Below are 17,566 nucleotides of genomic sequence, written 5' to 3' on the forward strand. Positions count from 1 at the left end.
TCGCGGACAGACCATGCGCGACGCCGCGAGGATGCGGCATTGCGCGAACAGGATACGCAATGAAGACACGCTTACACGTTCGCAGGATGGCGCTCGCCATCGGCTGCGCCCTGGCCGCCTGGCAGGCCCAGGCCGAGGACCAGCTCCAACCCATCCCCACCGTCGAAGTCACCGCCGAGGCCCCACGCGCCAACGGCCTGCTCAAGCTCGACACCCCAAGCACCACCGGCAGCCGCCTGGGCCTGAGCCCGCGCGAGACGCCGGCCAGCGTCACCGTGGTCGACCGCGCCCTGATCGAGGTGCGCGGCGCCCAGGACACGCAAGAGATCCTGCGCGCCATCCCGGGCGTCACCGCCCACGACGCCCCCGGCAATATCGGGGTCAGCTACCGAGGCTTCGGCAGCGGCTCGGTCAGCCAGCTGTTCAACGGCATCAACGTGCAGTATTCCATCGCCGCGCGGCCGGTCGACAGCTGGATCGTCGACCGCGTCGAGGCCATCGGCGGGCCATCGAGCTTCCTGTTCGGTTCCGGCGCCGTCGGCGGCACGATCAACGTCATCACCAAGCTGGCCGAGACGCGCGAGTTCGCCGAAGGCCGGCTGCGCCTGGGTTCCGACGAACTGAAGGAAGCCTCGGTCGGCCTGAACCGCCGCGTGGGCGAAGGCCATTACGCGCGCATCGACGTCAACCACCGCGACAGCGGCAGCTGGATCGACGGCGTCGACCGCCGCGCGACCCAGCTGGCGGCGTCGCTGCGCTCCGATTTCGGACGCGGCTTCACGCATACGCTGGCCTACGAATTCCAGCAGGAAGACGTCGACCGGCCTTATTGGGGCACGCCGCTATTGAATCCGATCAAAGGCGAACTGCGCGTGAACGAGGCCACCCGCTTCAAGAACTACAACAGCATCGATGGCGTCTACGACCAGCGCGTGCAGTGGCTGCGCTCGATCGGCGCCTGGAAGGTCAGCGACGCCCTGCAGCTGACCAATACCTTCTACGTCTACGACGCGCTGCGCGACTACCGCAACGTCGAGAACTACCGCTTCAATCCATCGAACACGCAGGTCATCCGCTCGGCCGCCCTGCTCCAACGCCACGACCAGACCCTGGTCGGCGACCGCATCGACGGCGTCTACCGCGGCCGCATCGGCGAACGGCGCAGCGACTGGGCGTTCGGGCTGGACTTCAGCATCAACCGCCAGACCCGCTTTCCAAACAGCCAGCCGGCCACGGTCAGCAGCGTCGATCCCTACGATTTCGTCACCGAGCGCTTCTTCGACGTGCCGAACATGACGCCGGGGTTCCGCCCCGACCGCGACAACGAGGTCAAGACCACGGCGCTGTACCTCGAGAACCGCACCGAGCTTCTGCCCTCCCTGAACCTGGTCACCGCCCTGCGCCACGAGCGCATCGAACTGGATCTGGTCAACCGGCGCGACGTCACCCCCACCACGCCGGCCAGCTTCTCGCGCAACTACCACCCGACCACCGGACGCCTGGGCCTGGTGTGGGACGTCACGCCCGGCATGAATCTCTACGCCCAGTACGCGACCGCCGCCGATCCGCCGTCGGGCGTGCTGTCCACCGCCTCGTTCGCCGACGTGCGCACGAATAGCGAACTGACGACCGGCCGCCAGGCGGAAGTCGGCACGAAACTCGATTTCTGGCAGGGCAAGGGCTCGGCGACCCTGGCCGCCTACCACATCACGCGCAAGAACATCGCGACCCAGGATCCGGTCAACAGCAACCTGACGATCCTGGTCGGCGAACAGTCCTCGAAGGGCGTCGAGCTGGCGCTGGGCCTGCAGCCGACGAAGCGCCTGGCCGTGCAGGGCAACTTCACCTATGCCGATGCCGAGTACGAGCACTACAACCAGGGTGGCGTCTCGCTGGCCGGGAAGACGCCGACCAATACGCCGAAGACGGTGGCCAATGTCTGGGTCTCGTATGCCGTCACTCCATCCGTGCAGGCCCACCTCGGCGCGCGCCGGGTCGGCAAGGTGTATGCCGATGCGGCCAACACCCTGTACTGGCCGTCGTATACCTTCGTCGACCTGGGCCTCTCCTGGCGCATCGATCGCAGGCTGGTGCTGGACGCGCGCGTGCGCAACCTCACCGACCGGCTGTATGCGGCCAATGTCAGCAACACGATGGCGTATCTCGGCGCGCCGCGCACGGCCGACGTGTCGCTGCGCATGGCCTTCTGACGGGAGCGCACGATGGGATCACGATTGAAACGCTGGCTGTTCCTGGTCCACCGCTGGCTCGGCATCGGCATCTGCCTGCTGTTCGCGATGTGGTTCGTCTCGGGCATCGTCATGATGTACGTCGGCTATCCCAAGCTGACCGAGGAAGAGCGCCTGGCGCACCTGCCGCGCCTGCAAGCGGACGCACCCCTGCTTGCGCCGGCACGGGCGCTGGCGGCGGCCGGCATCGCCGGCCCGCTGGACGAGCTGCGCCTGGCCGCGTCCAGCGGCGGGCGTCCGGTGTATGTGGCGACGCCGGCGCGCGGCGACGTCCCGGCCGGCCGCAAGCCGCCGCCCAGGGGCAGCGGCGCGATCGTGATCGATGCGGTGAGCGGACAGCGCCTGGGAGCGGTGGACGAGGCGCACGCCATGGCCACCGCCGCCGCTTTCGCCGCTTCCATGGCAACCCCGGGCGTGAAACGCGATTACCTTGGCACGATCGACGAGGACGCGTTCACCCACTCGCGCGCGCTCGATCCGCACCGGCCGCTGCACAAGGTGGAACTGGGCGACGCCGAACGCACCCTGCTCTACATCTCGAGCCGCAGCGGCGAAGTGGTGCGCGACGCGACCCGCAGCGAGCAGCTGTGGAACTTTGCGGGCGCCTGGATCCACTGGCTGTATCCCTTCCGCGGCAATGCCTTCGAGCCCTACTGGACCGACATCGTCAACTGGCTGTCCATCCTGGGCATCGCGATGGCGCTCACCGGGACCGTGGTCGGCATCATGCGCTGGCGCTTCCGCAAGCCCTACCGCAGCGGCGCGCGCACGCCCTATCCGCAAGCCATGATGCGCTGGCACCACGTCACCGGCCTGCTGTTTGCGCTGGTGACGATCACCTGGATCTTCAGCGGCCTGATGTCGATGAACCCGTGGCGCATCTTCGACACGGGCGCGCCGCCGCTGCGCATGGCGGCGCTGCAGGGCGGACCGCTGGTGCTGACCGATGCCGACGCCGCGCCGCAGGCGCTGCTGGCCGCAAGCGATGGCAAGGTGCGCGAGCTGCGCTGGACCCGCGTGCTGGGCGAAAACCGGGTGCTGGCCCAGGCCGCCGTCGGCGCGCCTCAGGTGATCGGCAGCCACGACAGCCGCGCGGCCATCCTCGATGCGACGGCGCTGGTTGACGCCGCGTCCCGCCTGCTGCCGGCGCCGGTGGCGCGGATCGAGCAGTTGCGCGACTACGACCTCTATTACTATGCGCGCGATGCGCACACCATGACGGGTGGCGGCATGAAACCGCTGCCGATCCTGCGCATCGTGTTCGACGATCCGCATGCCACCTGGGTCCACCTCGACCCGCACACCGGCGCGGTGCTCGGCCGCCTGGACAGCGGCAAGCGCACCAGCCGCTGGCTGTTCGCGATGCTGCATTCCTGGGATTGGCTGCCGCTGCTCGAGCGGCGTCCGTTGTGGGACCTGGTGCTGATCGCGCTGAGCCTGGGCGGGACCCTGCTCAGCGTGACGGGGGTGGTGATCGGCTGGCGCCGGCTGGGACGCAAACTGCGCGAGGCGCGCCCCGCAATCATCGTGGGCACGCCTCGCGGGGAGCCGGCCGGCTAGGCCGGGATGGCGTTTACTGGCCGGCGGCGCCCGCCGCGTGGCGGCGCATGCGCGGCTCGTCGCCGGCCGGCAGGCGGTCGACGTGGTTGATCTTCGCCAGCCGCAGGAAGGCCAGCACGCGCAGCACCAGGTAGCCCGAGTCGAATTCCCACCACTTCATCGACAGCTTGGCCGACGCCGGGTTGGCATGGTGGTTGTTGTGCAGCTCGGCGCCGCCGAAGAGGATCCCGATCGGGAAGAAGTTGCGCGAATCTTCCTTGGTCTCGAAATTGCGGTAGCCGACCACGTGGAAGATGCCGTTGATGAAGCCCGACGCCCAGAACGGCAGGATCGACAGCTGGAACAGCCAGATCAGGACACCGTGCGCAGCGCCGAACACCAGCAGTTCCACCGCGAGGAAGAACAGCGCGCCACGGAAGCGGTGCCTGGTATACAGGTGCTCGTCCATCCAGTCTTCCTTGATGCCGATGCCATAGGCTTTCACCAGGTCGGCGTCGCGCGCCGCCTTGCGGTACAGGAGCGTGCCCTTGCCCAGGATGGTCCAGAGGCCGTGGATGCGCGGGCTGTGCGGATCTTCCTCGGTATCGCACTTGGCGTGGTGCTTGCGATGCACCGCGACCCAGGTCTTGGCGGTGACGCCGTAGGTGGTCAGCCAGATCCACATGCGAAACAGCTGGCACAGGATCGGATGGAAGGTTACGGCGCGGTGGCTGCGCGAGCGGTGCAGATACAGCTCGCTGGCGAAGACGGTCATGATGTACGACCCCGCCATGGTCAGCGCGACGCCCGTGGGGCTGAGCTGGATGAATCCTTCGAACACGGCATTCTCCCTGTTGTTGTGTTGACCAGGACAGTGGAAGTCCTGATATTGCAGAGAGAATAACGGTTGCCGGATGGGTTCAAATCGATGAGAAGAGCGGTATTTATGCCCGTATTTACCCTTCTTCGCCTACATCATCAAGCGATCAGGCCGCGCTGGCGCGCCTCTTTTACCCATTGCGGGTATTCGTTCATCAGGAGGTCGTACAACGCGCCGTCGGAATGCTCGTCGGGCGAGGCCACCGAGAAGAAGTCGGCGTTGTCGATCAGGCGGCCATCGAGTTCGTCCAGCTTTTCCAGGAAGGGAAAGTCCGAATCGGCGAAGTTGGCCAGGGCCCTGGCTTTCGACTTGCGGCCCTTGCCGATGCCCATGAACTGCCAGAAGATCGGTTCGCGGCTGGCCCAGCGCAGCTGGCGCTCGGTCAGCGGCTTGTCCGAGGTCGAGCCATCGGTCACGAACATCACGTACACCGGCACCTCGGCCTTGACCGCGGCCCTGCGCTCGCCGCCCCCGCCGTCCGGGAAGTAATGCCGGCGCACCGCCTCGAGCGCGGCGCCGTAGCGGGTATCGCCCTCGAGCGGATGCTTGTCGATGATGCGCTCGATGTAGTTCGACCAGTTCGAGAGGCCCATCGGGGCGCCGCGGTGCACGTTGCGGCCGAACAGGAAGACGTCGATCTCGCCGTCGTCGTCGAAGCGGCAGCCCAGCGCCAGGATGCGCTCGGCGAACTGCTGCACCAGGCCCTTGCGGTACAAGGCGCTCATCGACCCCGAGATATCCAGCACCAGGCAGACCTTGGCCCGGTGCTGCGCCAGGCCGGCCTTCTCGAGCGACACCGTCGCCGACTTGACCAGGTTGACCAGCTGCGGCGCGGATTGCGCGACGCGCTTTTCCAGGTCGACCGCGGCGGCGCGCGGTGCGGCAGGCGCAGGTTGCGCAAGCCGCGCAGGCGGCGATGGCGGCGCATCGGCCACCGCGCCGCCGAAATGCCGCACCAGCGAGTCCAGTCCGCCGTTAAAGCCCTGGCCGACGGCCATGAAGCGCCAGCCGCCGTCCTTGCGATACAGCTCGCCCAGCATGACCGCCTTCTCGGCGGCGAAATCGCGGCCACTGAAGTCGAAGCGCGCGAATTCGCCCTGAGGGCCGACGAGGCGCAGGCTACCCGCCTGCAGTTGCGACATGAGCGCGCCGCCGTCGGTGCTGGCCACGATGCTGAGCCGTTCTACCCAGGCCGGCAGGCTGGCGAGCCGGAAGCGAAAGCCCCCGGCGTCGACGGCAACAGCGCCGCAAGGCGTCGCCGGCTGGTTGAAGAAGGTCATGTAGCGCTCGTCGGCCAGCTTGCCGCCGGCGTCGAGCGCAAAGCAGGCAAAATCTAGCGCCAGGCCCTGCGCCGACAGGCCGGCCTGCAGGACGCCGTCGGGAGCCGATTGCGCCAGGGGCAGGCGCTCGCCGCGTTCCAGCTGCTTCATGTCATTCTCCAGTCAAGAGCCGCGTCCGCTCAACCCTTCTGGAGCGGCTGCGCAAATTCGTCATCGATGCGGGTCACGATCACGGTCGAGATGCGGCGCTCCAGCACCTGCTCCACCTCGAACCGGAAGCCCTCGATCTCGACCGCGTCGCCGACCTTCGGCAAGGTGCCGAAGCGTTCCAGCATCAGGCCTGCCAGCGAAGTGTAGTCGTCGGTGTCGCCCACCAGGGCGTCCACCTCGAGCACCTGCTCAAGGTAGTGCAGGTCGGCGCTGCCGTTGACGCGCCAGCGGCCCGGGCCAAGATCTTGCACCACCGGCTGCTCGTCTTCGTCGGGGAACTCGCCGGCGATCGCTTCCAGGATGTCGATCGGCGTCACCAGGCCCTGCAGGGTGCCGTATTCGTCGGCGATGATCACCAACTGGCCGTGAGAGCGCTTGAGGCGTTCCATCACCTTCAGTACGCCACTGCCATCGGGCATGATGATCGGCGTGCGGATATGGGCCGCGTCGATCGCGCCATGCAGAGTCAGGTCGGCGATCAGGTCCTTGGCGCGCGCTACGCCGATCACTTCGTCGAGCTGGCCGCGGCACACCGGGAAGAAGCCGTGCGGCGTGGCCAGCAACTGGGCGCGGATACTCTCGGCGTCATTCTCGATATTGATCCACGAGATGTCCGAGCGGTTGGTCATGATCGAGCGCACCGAGCGCTGCGACAGGCTCAACACGCCGCTGACCATATGACGCTCTTCGTCCTCGAACGCCGGTTCCTCGGTGGCTTGCGCCTCGGCTTCCGGTTCGTCGTTCTGGTCGGCGCCACGCTTGCTGCCCAGCAGGCGCAGCACGGCGTCGGCGGTGCGGTCGCGCAGCGGGATGTGCGCCTCTTGCTTGATGAAGTTGCGGCGCGCCAGCTGGTTGAAGAACTCGATCACCACCGAGAAGCCGATCGCGGCGTACAGATAGCCCTTCGGAATGTGGAAGCCCAGGCCTTCGGCGATCAGGGAGAGGCCGATCATCAGCAGGAAGGACAGGCACAGCACGACGACGGTCGGATGCGCGTTGACGAAGCGCGTCAGCGGCTTCGAGGCGAACAGCATCACGGCCATCGAGATGATCACGGCCGCCATCATGACGCCCAGTTCGTCGACCATGCCGACGGCGGTGATCACGGCATCGAGCGAGAACACCGCGTCGAGCACGATGATCTGCGCCACCACGGCGGCGAAGCTGGCGTAGGCGCGCTTGCCGCTCTGGACGTGCGACTTGCCTTCGACGCGCTCGTGCAGTTCGATGGTCGCCTTGGCAAGCAGGAAGATACCGCCGATCAGCAGGATCAGGTCGCGTCCCGAGAACGACAGGGTGGCGATGGAAAACAGGGGTGCGGTGAGTGTGACCAGCCACGAGATCATCGTGAGGAGGCCAAGGCGCATGATCATGGCGAGCGACAGGCCGAGGAGTCGTGCCTTGTCGCGCTGATGCGGAGGAAGTTTGTCCGCCAGGATGGCGATGAAGATCAGGTTGTCGATGCCGAGGACGATCTCAAGCACGACAAGGGTGAGCAAGCCGACCCAAATATTTGGGTCCATTAGCCATTCCATTGTAGAGTTTTGTAGTTAAGGAAGGGGAATTGTACGCGATCGTGCAGCCATCGACCGAGATTGGTAATGGAACGGCGCCGAAAAACGACGCCGTTCCGATACATCGACTTACTGCGCCACCGGCACGCCGCGCAGCCACAGCGCGTGGATCTTGCGGGTGTTGCGGATGTCGTCCAGCGGATTGGCGTCGAGCACCAGGACGTCGGCCTGCTTGCCGGCGGCAAGCGTGCCGCGCTCCTTGTCGATGCCCAGGATGGCGGCATTGCCGGAGGTCGCGGCCTGCAGCGCCTGCATCGGGGAGAGGCCGGCCTGGGTCAGGAGTTCGAGCTCGCGGTGCTCGGCGAAGCCCTGGATGCGCGGGATCGTGGCGCCCGAGTCGGTACCCATGCCGACCTTGATGCCGGCCTTGTGCAGCGCCAGCGCGTTCTGCTTGGCGATCGCCAGGTCTTTCTTGCTCACTTCCTTGACCTTGTAGGATGGGCCGCCCAGCCATTCCGACACGCCCTGGTCGAGCGCGCCCTTGAAGAATGGCGTCTGCATCCACTCCGGCTTGTCGGCATACACGAAGAATGCCTCGTCGAGCTGCAGGGTCGGGATGTAGGCGATATTCTTCTCTTTCATCAGGGCGATCAGTTCGGCGTCGACCGGCTTGTCGCGCACGCTGTGGCCGAACAGATCGACGCCGTCGCGCGCCAGGCGCTTGGCGTCTTCCAGGTAGTAGACGTGGGCCACCACCTTCAACCCGTTCTTGTGCGCCTGCTGGATCACCTCGCGGTACAGGGCCGGAACCATCTTTTTCGTCTTGCTGTCGCCGAAGTCGTCGACCCAGATCTTGACCAGGTCGGGCTTCTGCGCGGCCAGCTTCTCGAAATCCTTGCGCACCGCCTCGATCGTGGTCGGGCGGTAGACCTGGTCCATGCCCATGGCAATCGGCGGCGCGCCATGCGGGACGCCGAAGCCGTGGCCGGCGGTGACGATGGTGGGCAGCGCCAGCTTGCCGGCGCGCTGGTCGGCGCGCATCTTGTAGATGAAGTCGTGGTCGGTGCCGAACACCGCCACCGTGCCGACGCCGTAGCGCGCATATTTTTGCAGCTGGCGCGTGACGTTGGCTTCGTTGATCTCGCCCGCGCCCGACCTGGCGCCGTTGGTGATGCCCAGGTGGGCGTGACCGGCGATCAGGGCCGGCATCACGGTCTTGCCGCGCAGGTCGACGATCCTGGCGCCGGCCGGCGCTTTCGCCCCTCCCGGCTGCACCGCCTCGATGCGGCCGTCGCGGAGCACGATGCTGCCGTTCTCGATCGGCGCCCCACCCTGGCCATCGATGATGCGGGCGCCCTGCAATACAGTGACCGGGGCGGCCGGCTGCGCCATGGCGCTGGCGCCAACAAGTAAAGACAGGGCACTGGCCAGCGCAGTCAACAGGGTCGGGAGTCGCATCGGGATCCTTTCATCGATATGGTGAACCCGGCAATGTTAGCCCATCCTAGATGACGCCCTCGCGCGCCAGGCGCTCGAGTTCATCCTGGCCGTAGCCGAGCAGGCCGCGATAGACGTCGCCATTGCTGGCGCCGAGCGTGACGGCGGGCCTATCGAAGCCCGTGAACGCATCGGACATGCGGATCGGCAGGCCGCCGGCCACGACGTCTTCCACCGCGCCATACACCGGGTGCTCCAGCCTGGCGGTCTCGCCGCGCGCCAGCAGGCCGGGATCGCGCACCGCATCGGCCGGATCGCGCACCGGGCCGTTGGGCACTCCGCATTCGGTCAGCAGGGCAGCCGCCGCGCCGGCGTCCATGGCGCCGGTCCACGCGCCCACCATCTCGTGCAGGACAGCGTGGTTGCGCACCCGCGCCGCGCGGCTACTGAAGCGTTCGTCCTGGATCAGCTCCGGACGGCCCATGGCGCGAAACAGGCCGGCGGCGAAGACATCCTTCGGCGCGCTGATCGCGATATGGCCGTCGGCCGTCGGAAACACGCCGGACGGCGCCAGGCGCGCCAGCACATTGCCGGAGCGGGTGGCATGCCCGAGCCGGCGCTCCATCTCGAAGGGCTCGGCCGCCACCAGCGCGCTCATGGTCCCCAGCAGCGAGACGTCGACCTGCTGGCCCTGCCCCGTCGCGCGTGCGCGCAGCACGGCGGCCAGGGTGCCAATCGTGGCGAACAGCGGCGCGGCCTGGTCGCCGATGGGAATGCCGACCCGCACCGGCGGCTCGCCCTCGGCGCCGGACGCCATCATCAGGCCACTCATGGCCTGGATCACGATGTCCACCGCCTTGTTCCGGGTCGGATCGGCATCCGGGCCGAAGCCGCTGATCGAGGTGTAGACGATCTTCGGGTTCACTTCGCGGCAGCGCGCGTAATCGATGCCCAGGCGGCCGGTCACGCCAGGGCTGAAGTTCTCCACCACCACGTCGGCGCGGCGCACCAGGTCCATGAAGATGGCGTGCGCCTCGGGATGCTTCAGGTTGAGGGTGACCGCTTCCTTGTTGCGGCCGCGGTCGAGGATGGCGAGCGACAGGTCGTCGTCGTGTTCGGGCGTGGCGCTGACGCCGTCGCGGCCCAGGAACAGCGAGTTGCCGCGCGCCGGGTCGGGACTGTTCGGGTTTTCGATCTTGATGACCCGCGCGCCCAGCCCCGCCAGCAGCAGGGTCGCATAGGGCCCGGCCAGCATGGTGGTCAGATCGAGGACGGTCACGCCCGCGAGCGGGCCTGGCGGCTTGTCAGGATTATCCGGCATGTTGGCGCCCTTTCACGGCAAGTACACAGGTGGAATGCGGACAGTCTAGCGCACCGCGGAGAGTCATCGCCATGGCGACCGATTCGGTGTAGAGTCCGGCACGCAGGCAATCATGGATAACAATAACGGAGACCCACCATGCAGCAGGAGGACCGCGCCGACGGCGCCGTCAACGTCCAGGACTTCCTGAACGAACACCGCTTCTCTTCTTACCAATGGCTGATCTTCGGCCTGTGCTTTTTGATCGTGCTGCTGGACGGCTTCGACACCGCGGCGATCGGCTTCATCGCCCCATCGCTGGTGCAGGACTGGGGCGTGACGCGCCCCGCCCTGGCGCCGGTGCTGAGCGCCGCGCTGTTCGGTCTGGCGGCCGGCGCCATGGCGGCCGGGCCGTTGTCGGACCGGGTCGGCCGCAAGCTGGTGCTGGCGTCGTCGGTGCTGCTGTTCGGCGCCGCCTGCGCCTGGTCGTCGTTCGCGAGCGGCCTGACCGAGCTGGCCATCCTGCGCTTCGTCACCGGCCTGGGGCTGGGCGCGGCGATGCCGAACGCGGTGACCCTGATGAGCGAATTCTGCCCCGAGCGCAAGCGCGCCCTGCTCACCAATGCGATGTTCTGCGGCTTTCCGCTCGGCGCCGCGCTGGGCGGCTTTCTCGCGGCCTGGATGATCCCGCTGTGGGGCTGGCGCAGCGTGCTGCTGCTGGGCGGCCTGGCGCCGCTGCTGGCTGGCTTGTTGATCATCCTGCTGTTGCCGGAATCGGTGCGCTTCCTGGTCGCGCGCGGCGCCGGCCACGAACGCATCCGCGCCATCCTGCGCCACATCTCACCATCCGCCGACGACGCCCGCGTCTTCGTGACGCGCGAGGCCGCGCCCGTGACCGAAGCCGGCGGCGGCGTGAAGGTGATCCTGTCACGACCCTACCTGGTCGGCACCCTGATGCTGTGGCTGACCTATTTCATGGGACTGGTGATCTTCTATGCGCTGATCAACTGGATGCCGCTGCTGCTACGCGACGCCGGCCTGTCGGCCAAGGACGCGACCCTGGTCTCGGCCCTGTTCCCGCTGGGCGGCGTGGGCGCGGTGCTGGCCGGCTGGCTGATGGACCGCTACAACGCGAACGCCATCATCGCGGCCTGCTTCGCGCTGACGGCGGCCAGCATCTTCGCCATCGGCCAGAGCGCCCACGACCTGGCGCTGCTGATGGCGGTGGTGCTCGGGGCCGGGCTGGCGATGAACACCGCGCAGGCTTCGCTGCCGGCGCTGGCGGCGGCCTTCTACCCCACCCGCGGCCGCGCCACCGGCGTGGCCTGGATGATGGGCATCGGACGGCTGGGCGGGATCGCCGGCTCCTTCCTGGTAGCGGAGCTGGCGCGGTTGCGCTTCGGGATCGAGGGCATCTTCGGCGTCGTGGCAGTGGCCGGGGTGGTAGCCACCATCGCGCTGCTGTTCAAGCTGGCAGCCGAGCGCGCGGCCGGGAGGCCGGTGTAGACCTCAATCGGCGACCGGCGGCGCCTTGCGTGCCGGTCGCATCGGCTCGAGCAGCTGGCCACCCAGCGTGGGCGGGCACGGCGTGTCGGTCCCGACTTCGGCCGGCCAGTGCTTCGGCAGGTAGTGGCTGCCGAACAGGCGATCCAGGAACGGCAAAGTGGAAGCGTAGTTGCTGTTGATGTGGTCGTGGCGGCTGTGGTGCCAGTGGTGGAAGGCCGGCGTCGTCACCAGCCATTCCAGTGGCCCGAAGCGCCAGCGCAGATTGGCGTGGATGAAGAAACCCCACACGATGCCGAGCGCGATCAGCAGCGCCGGCGTGCCGCTGCCGGCCATGCCGGGGCTGGCCAGGCCGATGGCGTACAGCGGCACCAGGCCGAACAGCCGGGTGATCACCATATCGACCGGGTGGCTGCGGGTATTGGCCAGGAAGTGCATGCGCTCGGTGCTGTGATGCAGCGCGTGGAAGCGCCACAGCCAGGGAATTTCGTGGCTGAGGCGATGGCCCCAATAAAAACCCGTTTCCGCGATCACGAAGGCCAGCCCGATGCGCAGCGCCTGCGGCAGCTCGGCCACGGCCGTCTTGAGCGCGGCCGGCACCAGGTAATGGGCGGCGGAGGCCAGCAGTGCCATCGGCACCGTCAGCACCAGGACCGGCACCAGGCTGCTGATGAAGTAATAGGCGAGATTGTGGCGCAGCTCGGGATTCGGCTGCTCGTGGCGCACGCCGAACCAGCGTTCGAGCGGGACGAACAGCGCTGTCAACAGCGCGAGCCAGATGCCAAGGCGCAGTGCCGTCATGGCGAATTCGGCAGAGGTGACGTTCATGGCGGATGCGGCGATGGTGGAAGCGGTGTCGCGATGCGGAAGTTGCCGCCAGGGCCGGCGGCGTCCGGCTGCAGGGGACTGCAGCCGGTGGATTGGCGTATCAGGCCTGGCCGCCGCTACGGTTGCGGCGGCGGGCCGTGAAGCCGATCAGGCCGAGGCCGCCCAGCAGCATGCCCAGGGTTGCCGGCTCCGGCACTTCGGCATTCAGGGCGACGTTATCCAGCAGCATGAACGGCGGCGCGCCGGCGCCGCTGCCGTTGACCATGAAGCTCAGCCATTGGCTGGCGCTGCTTGCCGTGAAGGTCATGGTGGCGGTCTTCCAGCCGCTGAAACCGCTGTCCACGATGCTCAGCAATTCGGAATTCTGCTTGGCGCCGCCGAAATCGACTTCCCAAAAATTATTGTTGTTCGGGCCCCTCTCGATGACCTGCTGGGCCAGCGCGAAATCGAAGGTCAGCGTATAGCTGTCACCGATCGTCAGGCCGTTGACCTGTTGCTTGAGCGGGCCAGGGAACCACATCCAGTCCGAGGCGAAGAAATTGCCGCCGGTTGGAGAGGCGCTGTAGCCATTGCTCAAGCCGGTGTCGGCGTACTTGTCCCTCAACGAGATCGCGGATTGGCCGGTGTGGGCGATGTCGCCGTTCAGGACGAAATTGTAGCGGCCGTCTTCGCCATAGCCACTTTCCCAGTGTTTCAGGGTGGTACGGTCGGCGCGGGTCGTCGACGTGCCGCCGGCAAGCTGCTTGTTGCCGCCGTTGGTGGTTTCGTCGAAGTTGCCGTTCTTGATGAAGTTCGCATGGGCGGCATTGGTGCTCAGTGCCGAGACGGCCAGCAGGGCCAACAGGAATGATTTGATGCGCATGCGCGGACTCCAGAAAATGATGAATGGCGGTGAGTAAGCGCCGGCGTTTTCTGGGCCGGACGGTGGCTGGCGGAAGGAATTAACGCGCCATGCCGATATGCTGTGTGCGTATAAGATTTACAACAACCAAGAATTATTGCACTGAGAATATTTTATCAGATTCACGATTGTTGAAATTCAATATTGAATTCACAATGAAATTTGCCTTAATGTAATATTTTTACAATTGCCGCATGGAAATGTCTTGTACGGCCATAATGTCCTGTCGAAAGAACCCGGCGATACAGGCTTTCGACGAGGTCGTGATGGAAGCCCAGCACGGCAAAAGGTGACTTCCGTTTTGCAGGAGCGGATGCCAGGCTGTTAGGGGAGACGAATTGCACAGCTCATTGGACGGATAGCGTGGCTGCAAAAAAACAACAGTCAGTCGATATCCCGTGGCGATCCCTGACCGGAACCAAGGTTTCGTTTCGCTATTCTCGTAGTGTGCGACATGCTGGAGCTGGGGCTGGAGCGGCATTGAGTTGCTCGCCATCCAAGGTGGCTGGCCATGGTCGCTCCCTGCCATTTTTTATCGCGGCCAATCCGGGACACCAACAAGCATGCCAGTACGGGAAGACATTGTTCTATTAGCGTCGTACAACGCTTCGATGAATACCAAGGTGTACGCCGCCGCAGCGACCTTGCCGGCGGACGCGGTGAGCGCCGATCGGGGAGCATTCTTCGGCTCGATTCTCGGCACCCTGAATCACATCGTGGCTGGAGACACCATCTGGCTGCAGCGCTACCAGGGGCATCCGACCACGTTCCGCGCGCTGGAGCCGATGCGGGATATCGCGATGCCTGCCGGACTGACACATATCAACAGCAACGATCTCGCGGTGCTGCAAGCGCATCGCGCCCGGCTCGATGCGATCATCGAGGCGCTGGCGGCGGAATTATCGGACGACGACCTGGCGCAGCCGGTCTCGTACAAGAATTCGCGTGGCGCATTCCGGAAGAAATTCGGAAGCCTGCTGCTGCATTTCTTTAACCACCAGACCCATCACCGCGGCCAGGTCAGCACGCTGTTATCGCAGTCGAATGTCGATATCGGTGTCACCGACCTGGTCGCATGGGTCCCCGATGACTGCTGATCAGGCGCCCTGTTCCATCGTATCGACATAGAACGCCTGGCCATTCTTTCCCTGGCCCTTGATGTGATACATGGCGACGTCGGCACGGCGCATCAATTCATCGATTGTTTCGCCATCGTGGGGAAATACCGCGATGCCGATCGAAGCCGAGATCGTCACCTCGTTCCCACCGAGGTCGAATGGCAGATTCAGGCATTCCAGGAATTTGTCGGCAACCACGCGCGCGTCATCACGGGTGTGCAGGTCGGGAAGGACCACGGTGAATTCGTCGCCACCCTGGCGCGCGAGTGTATCGCCCTTGCGCAGGCAGCCTTTTAGCCGCGTGGTCACTTGCAGCAGCAGTTGATCACCCTTGTCGTGACCGAGCGTGTCGTTGACCAGCTTGAACCGGTCGAGATCGATGAACATCGCCGCCAGTTCGGTCAGGTTGCGCCTGGACTGGATGATCGCCTGTCCGAGGCGGTCCTTGAATAACAGGCGGTTCGGCAGATTGGTCAGGACGTCGTGGTAGGCCTGGTGAAGGATGATGGCTTCGGCCTGCTTGCGCGCCGTGATATCGCGTGCGATTCCATAGGTGCCCATGTATTTCGATCCGCCCGGCTGCGCATGGTCCAGGTGCATGCCGACTGCGTTGAGCGACACGGTAATCGATGCATTGTCGAGGTTTTCCGACAGGGTCGGGTTGGAGCGGCAGGTCATGCGCAGTTCGACGTCGCGCGATGCCCGGTCGCCGGAGCGCCGCTCGTTGAATGCATAGCGCGCGCGGGCAAAGTCTTCCTGGTGCACGAGCACCGAATAATGCTGGCCAATCAGTTCGCGGCGATCGTAACCCAGCATCTGGCAGGCCCGATTGTTCACGAAGGTGAATCGTCCCTCGGGCTCGACCATATAGATGAGATCCGGCGAGGTATCGACCAGGTAGCGGTAGGTGCGCTCCGAGAGCTCGAGCTGATAGGCGATGTCGCGGTTGCTTTGCCGGAGCCGGCGCTGGGTCAGGACGTGGTCGATTGTCTTGAACAAGTCCTGCTGGCTGAATGGCTTACGCAGGAAGTCGTGCGCACCGCGCCGCATTGCGCCGATCGCGGCGTCGATCTGGACGTTTCCACTGATGACGATGACATCGGTCTCGATGCAGTGGTGGTTGATAAAGTCCATGACATGGCGGCCATCCATGTCTTCCAGGCTGAGGTCCAGCAGGACCAGGTCATAGCGGGTATCGGACAGGCATGCCAGTGCGCCGGCGCCGGAGCTTGCCGTATCGATGTCGAAATGACGGTGGCTGAGCAACTCGCGCAGCGAGGCGAGCATGCGTGGTTCGTCATCCACGAGCAGTAATCTGGTCGGCTGATTGGCGGCGGCGATCGGCAAATGCGGCGCGGCAAATGAATTATCACCGATCGTGAAGCGCGATTTTCTCGGGAATAGATTCATGTCGATATGGGCGCTAGCGGCTCACATGTTTCAATGGAGCATCGCTAGGATGAAATATGTTTAGGGAGGTGGGCTTATGCTTTCTACATTAACACGGTCGAGGCTGTTCAAATACAAATTGACAACTCTTAAAGTCAGTCGGTAACAATTCTCTGCGGGCAATATTGACTTTCGCGTAGCCGAGCGATGGATCGCATTTAGTCGAGGTCAACATACTGGGCGACATACACCGTGACAATTGCGTCCTTCATCGGCAAGGAGGAGCACATGGCGACGGACGTTTATCTGCAGATCGATGGCATCAAGGGCGAGTCTCAGGACTCTGCACATCAAGAAACAACTGAAGCATGCAACAGGAGTGCCTCGCTTTCCTCAGCTGTTTTGATCGATGGCGACTTGACGCTACGCCTGCCATTACACTACGACGGCGGAAATCTCGGTTTAAGTAATCGAGGCAGACCAAAGATCCATTTTATTGATGACAACAGCAAGCACTTCCTAACCGATTCTGTTGAATGGCTACTAAAAAATATCGACAGTTTTGCCGAAGGGCGCAGCCGTGATCAGCCACTTGCCTGTGCTGCGATTCATTTTGGCCTCGACGCCCACGCCTTGTTTGGCCGTGATCAGCTGTGTGATCTAAGCAAGTCGTCAGGCGAAATACTGCTTGCCAATGTGTCTTACGAAGAGGCTTCGTGGGCACGTGACGAATTCATGAGGCGTCCAGAATGGACAGGAAAACTCTACATTCGGTATCTCGGTCGCTTCAGGACGTCTACGAGTGACAATCGCTATGATGGCCCGTTGATTCTGCTGCGAGATGGATTAACGTTCTCTGGTAGTCACAGCGTAGGCATAAGGTCGCACTACGGCTACTCCCGTATAGACTTAGCAGAAGCATTGTCTCGGCTTGAGCAGTTCAGCCATGCGCATCAGACAGAGTTACTGATGGGCGTAAGCAATCGGTACAGGAGAACGCTAACCATCACCCAACGTACTCGACTACTAAAGACCCGCCCCACCAAGATACGGCGAATAGGGATGGGATAAAATAAAAAAGCCCCTGCAGAGGGGCTTTTTGTATTCTGGCGGAGAGAGGGGGATTCGAACCCCCGGTAGGCTATGAACCTACACACGCTTTCCAGGCGTGCGACTTAAACCACTCATCCATCTCTCCTGATGGGTCGACGTGGGAATCCCACGAAGCCGCCTATTATAGCAAGTATTCCCAGCAGTACAAGGACTGCAAGGAGGATACCTTGCTGAACGCGTGGACGGCGGAGCCGTCTACCCTATGATTGGCACACGTTTCCGGTGTAGTCCCCAACATCACCACTTCATCCAACAAAAAAAATGCCCGCCCCTCTCCCGAGTAGGCGGGCAAGCCTTACGTCAGC

At 64.5% G+C, this 17,566-nt stretch carries 13 protein-coding genes and 1 tRNA gene; 5 read left to right on the forward strand and 9 right to left on the reverse strand.

What is annotated here, in order from left to right; translation table 11 throughout:
• The first annotated feature begins 59 nt into the window (after positions 1-59).
• A complete protein-coding gene (locus tag FVD38_RS13365; RefSeq protein ID WP_147935259.1) occupies positions 60-2,210 on the forward strand; it encodes a TonB-dependent receptor in 2,151 nt (716 codons plus the stop codon).
• Positions 2,211-2,222: 12 nt separating this feature from the next.
• Positions 2,223-3,809: a PepSY domain-containing protein gene (locus FVD38_RS13370; RefSeq protein ID WP_147935260.1), complete on the forward strand. Its 1,587-nt coding sequence runs from the start codon at positions 2,223-2,225 to the stop codon at positions 3,807-3,809.
• A 13-nt stretch (positions 3,810-3,822) separates the two neighbouring features.
• Here FVD38_RS13370 and FVD38_RS13375 read toward each other — a convergent pair whose 3' ends face one another.
• The 5 genes from FVD38_RS13375 to FVD38_RS13395 all read right to left on the reverse strand — a co-directional run bounded on the left by FVD38_RS13375 (position 3,823) and on the right by FVD38_RS13395 (position 10,430).
• Entirely contained in the window at positions 3,823-4,629 is an 807-nt protein-coding gene (locus tag FVD38_RS13375) for a fatty acid desaturase (RefSeq protein WP_147935261.1), read from the reverse strand.
• 137 nt (positions 4,630-4,766) lie between these two features.
• Complete coding sequence (locus FVD38_RS13380; protein ID WP_147935262.1) at positions 4,767-6,098, reverse strand: VWA domain-containing protein; 1,332 nt, start codon at positions 6,096-6,098, stop codon at positions 4,767-4,769.
• A 29-nt stretch (positions 6,099-6,127) separates the two neighbouring features.
• The gene (locus tag FVD38_RS13385; RefSeq protein ID WP_147935263.1) at positions 6,128-7,693 is read right to left on the reverse strand and encodes a TerC family protein; all 1,566 of its coding nucleotides are present in this window, start codon (positions 7,691-7,693) and stop codon (positions 6,128-6,130) included.
• A 108-nt stretch (positions 7,694-7,801) separates the two neighbouring features.
• The gene (locus FVD38_RS13390) at positions 7,802-9,130 is read right to left on the reverse strand and encodes an amidohydrolase family protein (protein ID WP_147935264.1); all 1,329 of its coding nucleotides are present in this window, start codon (positions 9,128-9,130) and stop codon (positions 7,802-7,804) included.
• Between the two features lie 46 nt (positions 9,131-9,176).
• Positions 9,177-10,430: a CaiB/BaiF CoA transferase family protein gene (locus tag FVD38_RS13395; protein WP_147935265.1), complete on the reverse strand. Its 1,254-nt coding sequence runs from the start codon at positions 10,428-10,430 to the stop codon at positions 9,177-9,179.
• A 138-nt stretch (positions 10,431-10,568) separates the two neighbouring features.
• Between FVD38_RS13395 and FVD38_RS13400 the strand changes: the two genes are divergently transcribed.
• Positions 10,569-11,915, forward strand: a complete 1,347-nt coding sequence (locus FVD38_RS13400; protein WP_147935266.1) for an MFS transporter — start codon at positions 10,569-10,571, stop codon at positions 11,913-11,915.
• A gap of 3 nt (positions 11,916-11,918) precedes the next feature.
• On the opposite strand, the gene FVD38_RS13405 is transcribed toward FVD38_RS13400, so the two are convergent.
• Positions 11,919-12,740, reverse strand: a complete 822-nt coding sequence (locus FVD38_RS13405) for a sterol desaturase family protein (protein WP_147935267.1) — start codon at positions 12,738-12,740, stop codon at positions 11,919-11,921.
• A 100-nt stretch (positions 12,741-12,840) separates the two neighbouring features.
• A complete protein-coding gene (locus FVD38_RS13410; protein ID WP_147935268.1) occupies positions 12,841-13,602 on the reverse strand; it encodes a PEP-CTERM sorting domain-containing protein in 762 nt (253 codons plus the stop codon).
• A gap of 602 nt (positions 13,603-14,204) precedes the next feature.
• Here FVD38_RS13410 and FVD38_RS13415 point away from each other — a divergent pair.
• Complete coding sequence (locus tag FVD38_RS13415) at positions 14,205-14,738, forward strand: DinB family protein (protein ID WP_147935346.1); 534 nt, start codon at positions 14,205-14,207, stop codon at positions 14,736-14,738.
• Here the strand turns inward: FVD38_RS13415 and FVD38_RS13420 are convergent, their stop codons facing one another.
• The gene (locus tag FVD38_RS13420) at positions 14,739-16,064 is read right to left on the reverse strand and encodes a diguanylate cyclase domain-containing protein (RefSeq protein WP_308616829.1); all 1,326 of its coding nucleotides are present in this window, start codon (positions 16,062-16,064) and stop codon (positions 14,739-14,741) included. It abuts the gene before it with no gap.
• A 372-nt stretch (positions 16,065-16,436) separates the two neighbouring features.
• Between FVD38_RS13420 and FVD38_RS26505 the strand changes: the two genes are divergently transcribed.
• Positions 16,437-17,219 carry a hypothetical protein gene (locus FVD38_RS26505; RefSeq protein ID WP_187271579.1) on the forward strand — a complete coding sequence of 261 codons (783 nt, stop codon included), beginning with the start codon at positions 16,437-16,439 and terminating at the stop codon, positions 17,217-17,219.
• Positions 17,220-17,255: 36 nt separating this feature from the next.
• On the opposite strand, the gene FVD38_RS13430 is transcribed toward FVD38_RS26505, so the two are convergent.
• Positions 17,256-17,346 (reverse strand) — tRNA-Ser (locus tag FVD38_RS13430).
• Positions 17,347-17,566 lie beyond the last annotated feature (220 nt).

The organism is Massilia arenae, from assembly GCF_008014745.1.
Taxonomy (GTDB): Bacteria; Pseudomonadota; Gammaproteobacteria; order Burkholderiales; family Burkholderiaceae_D; genus Telluria; species Telluria arenae.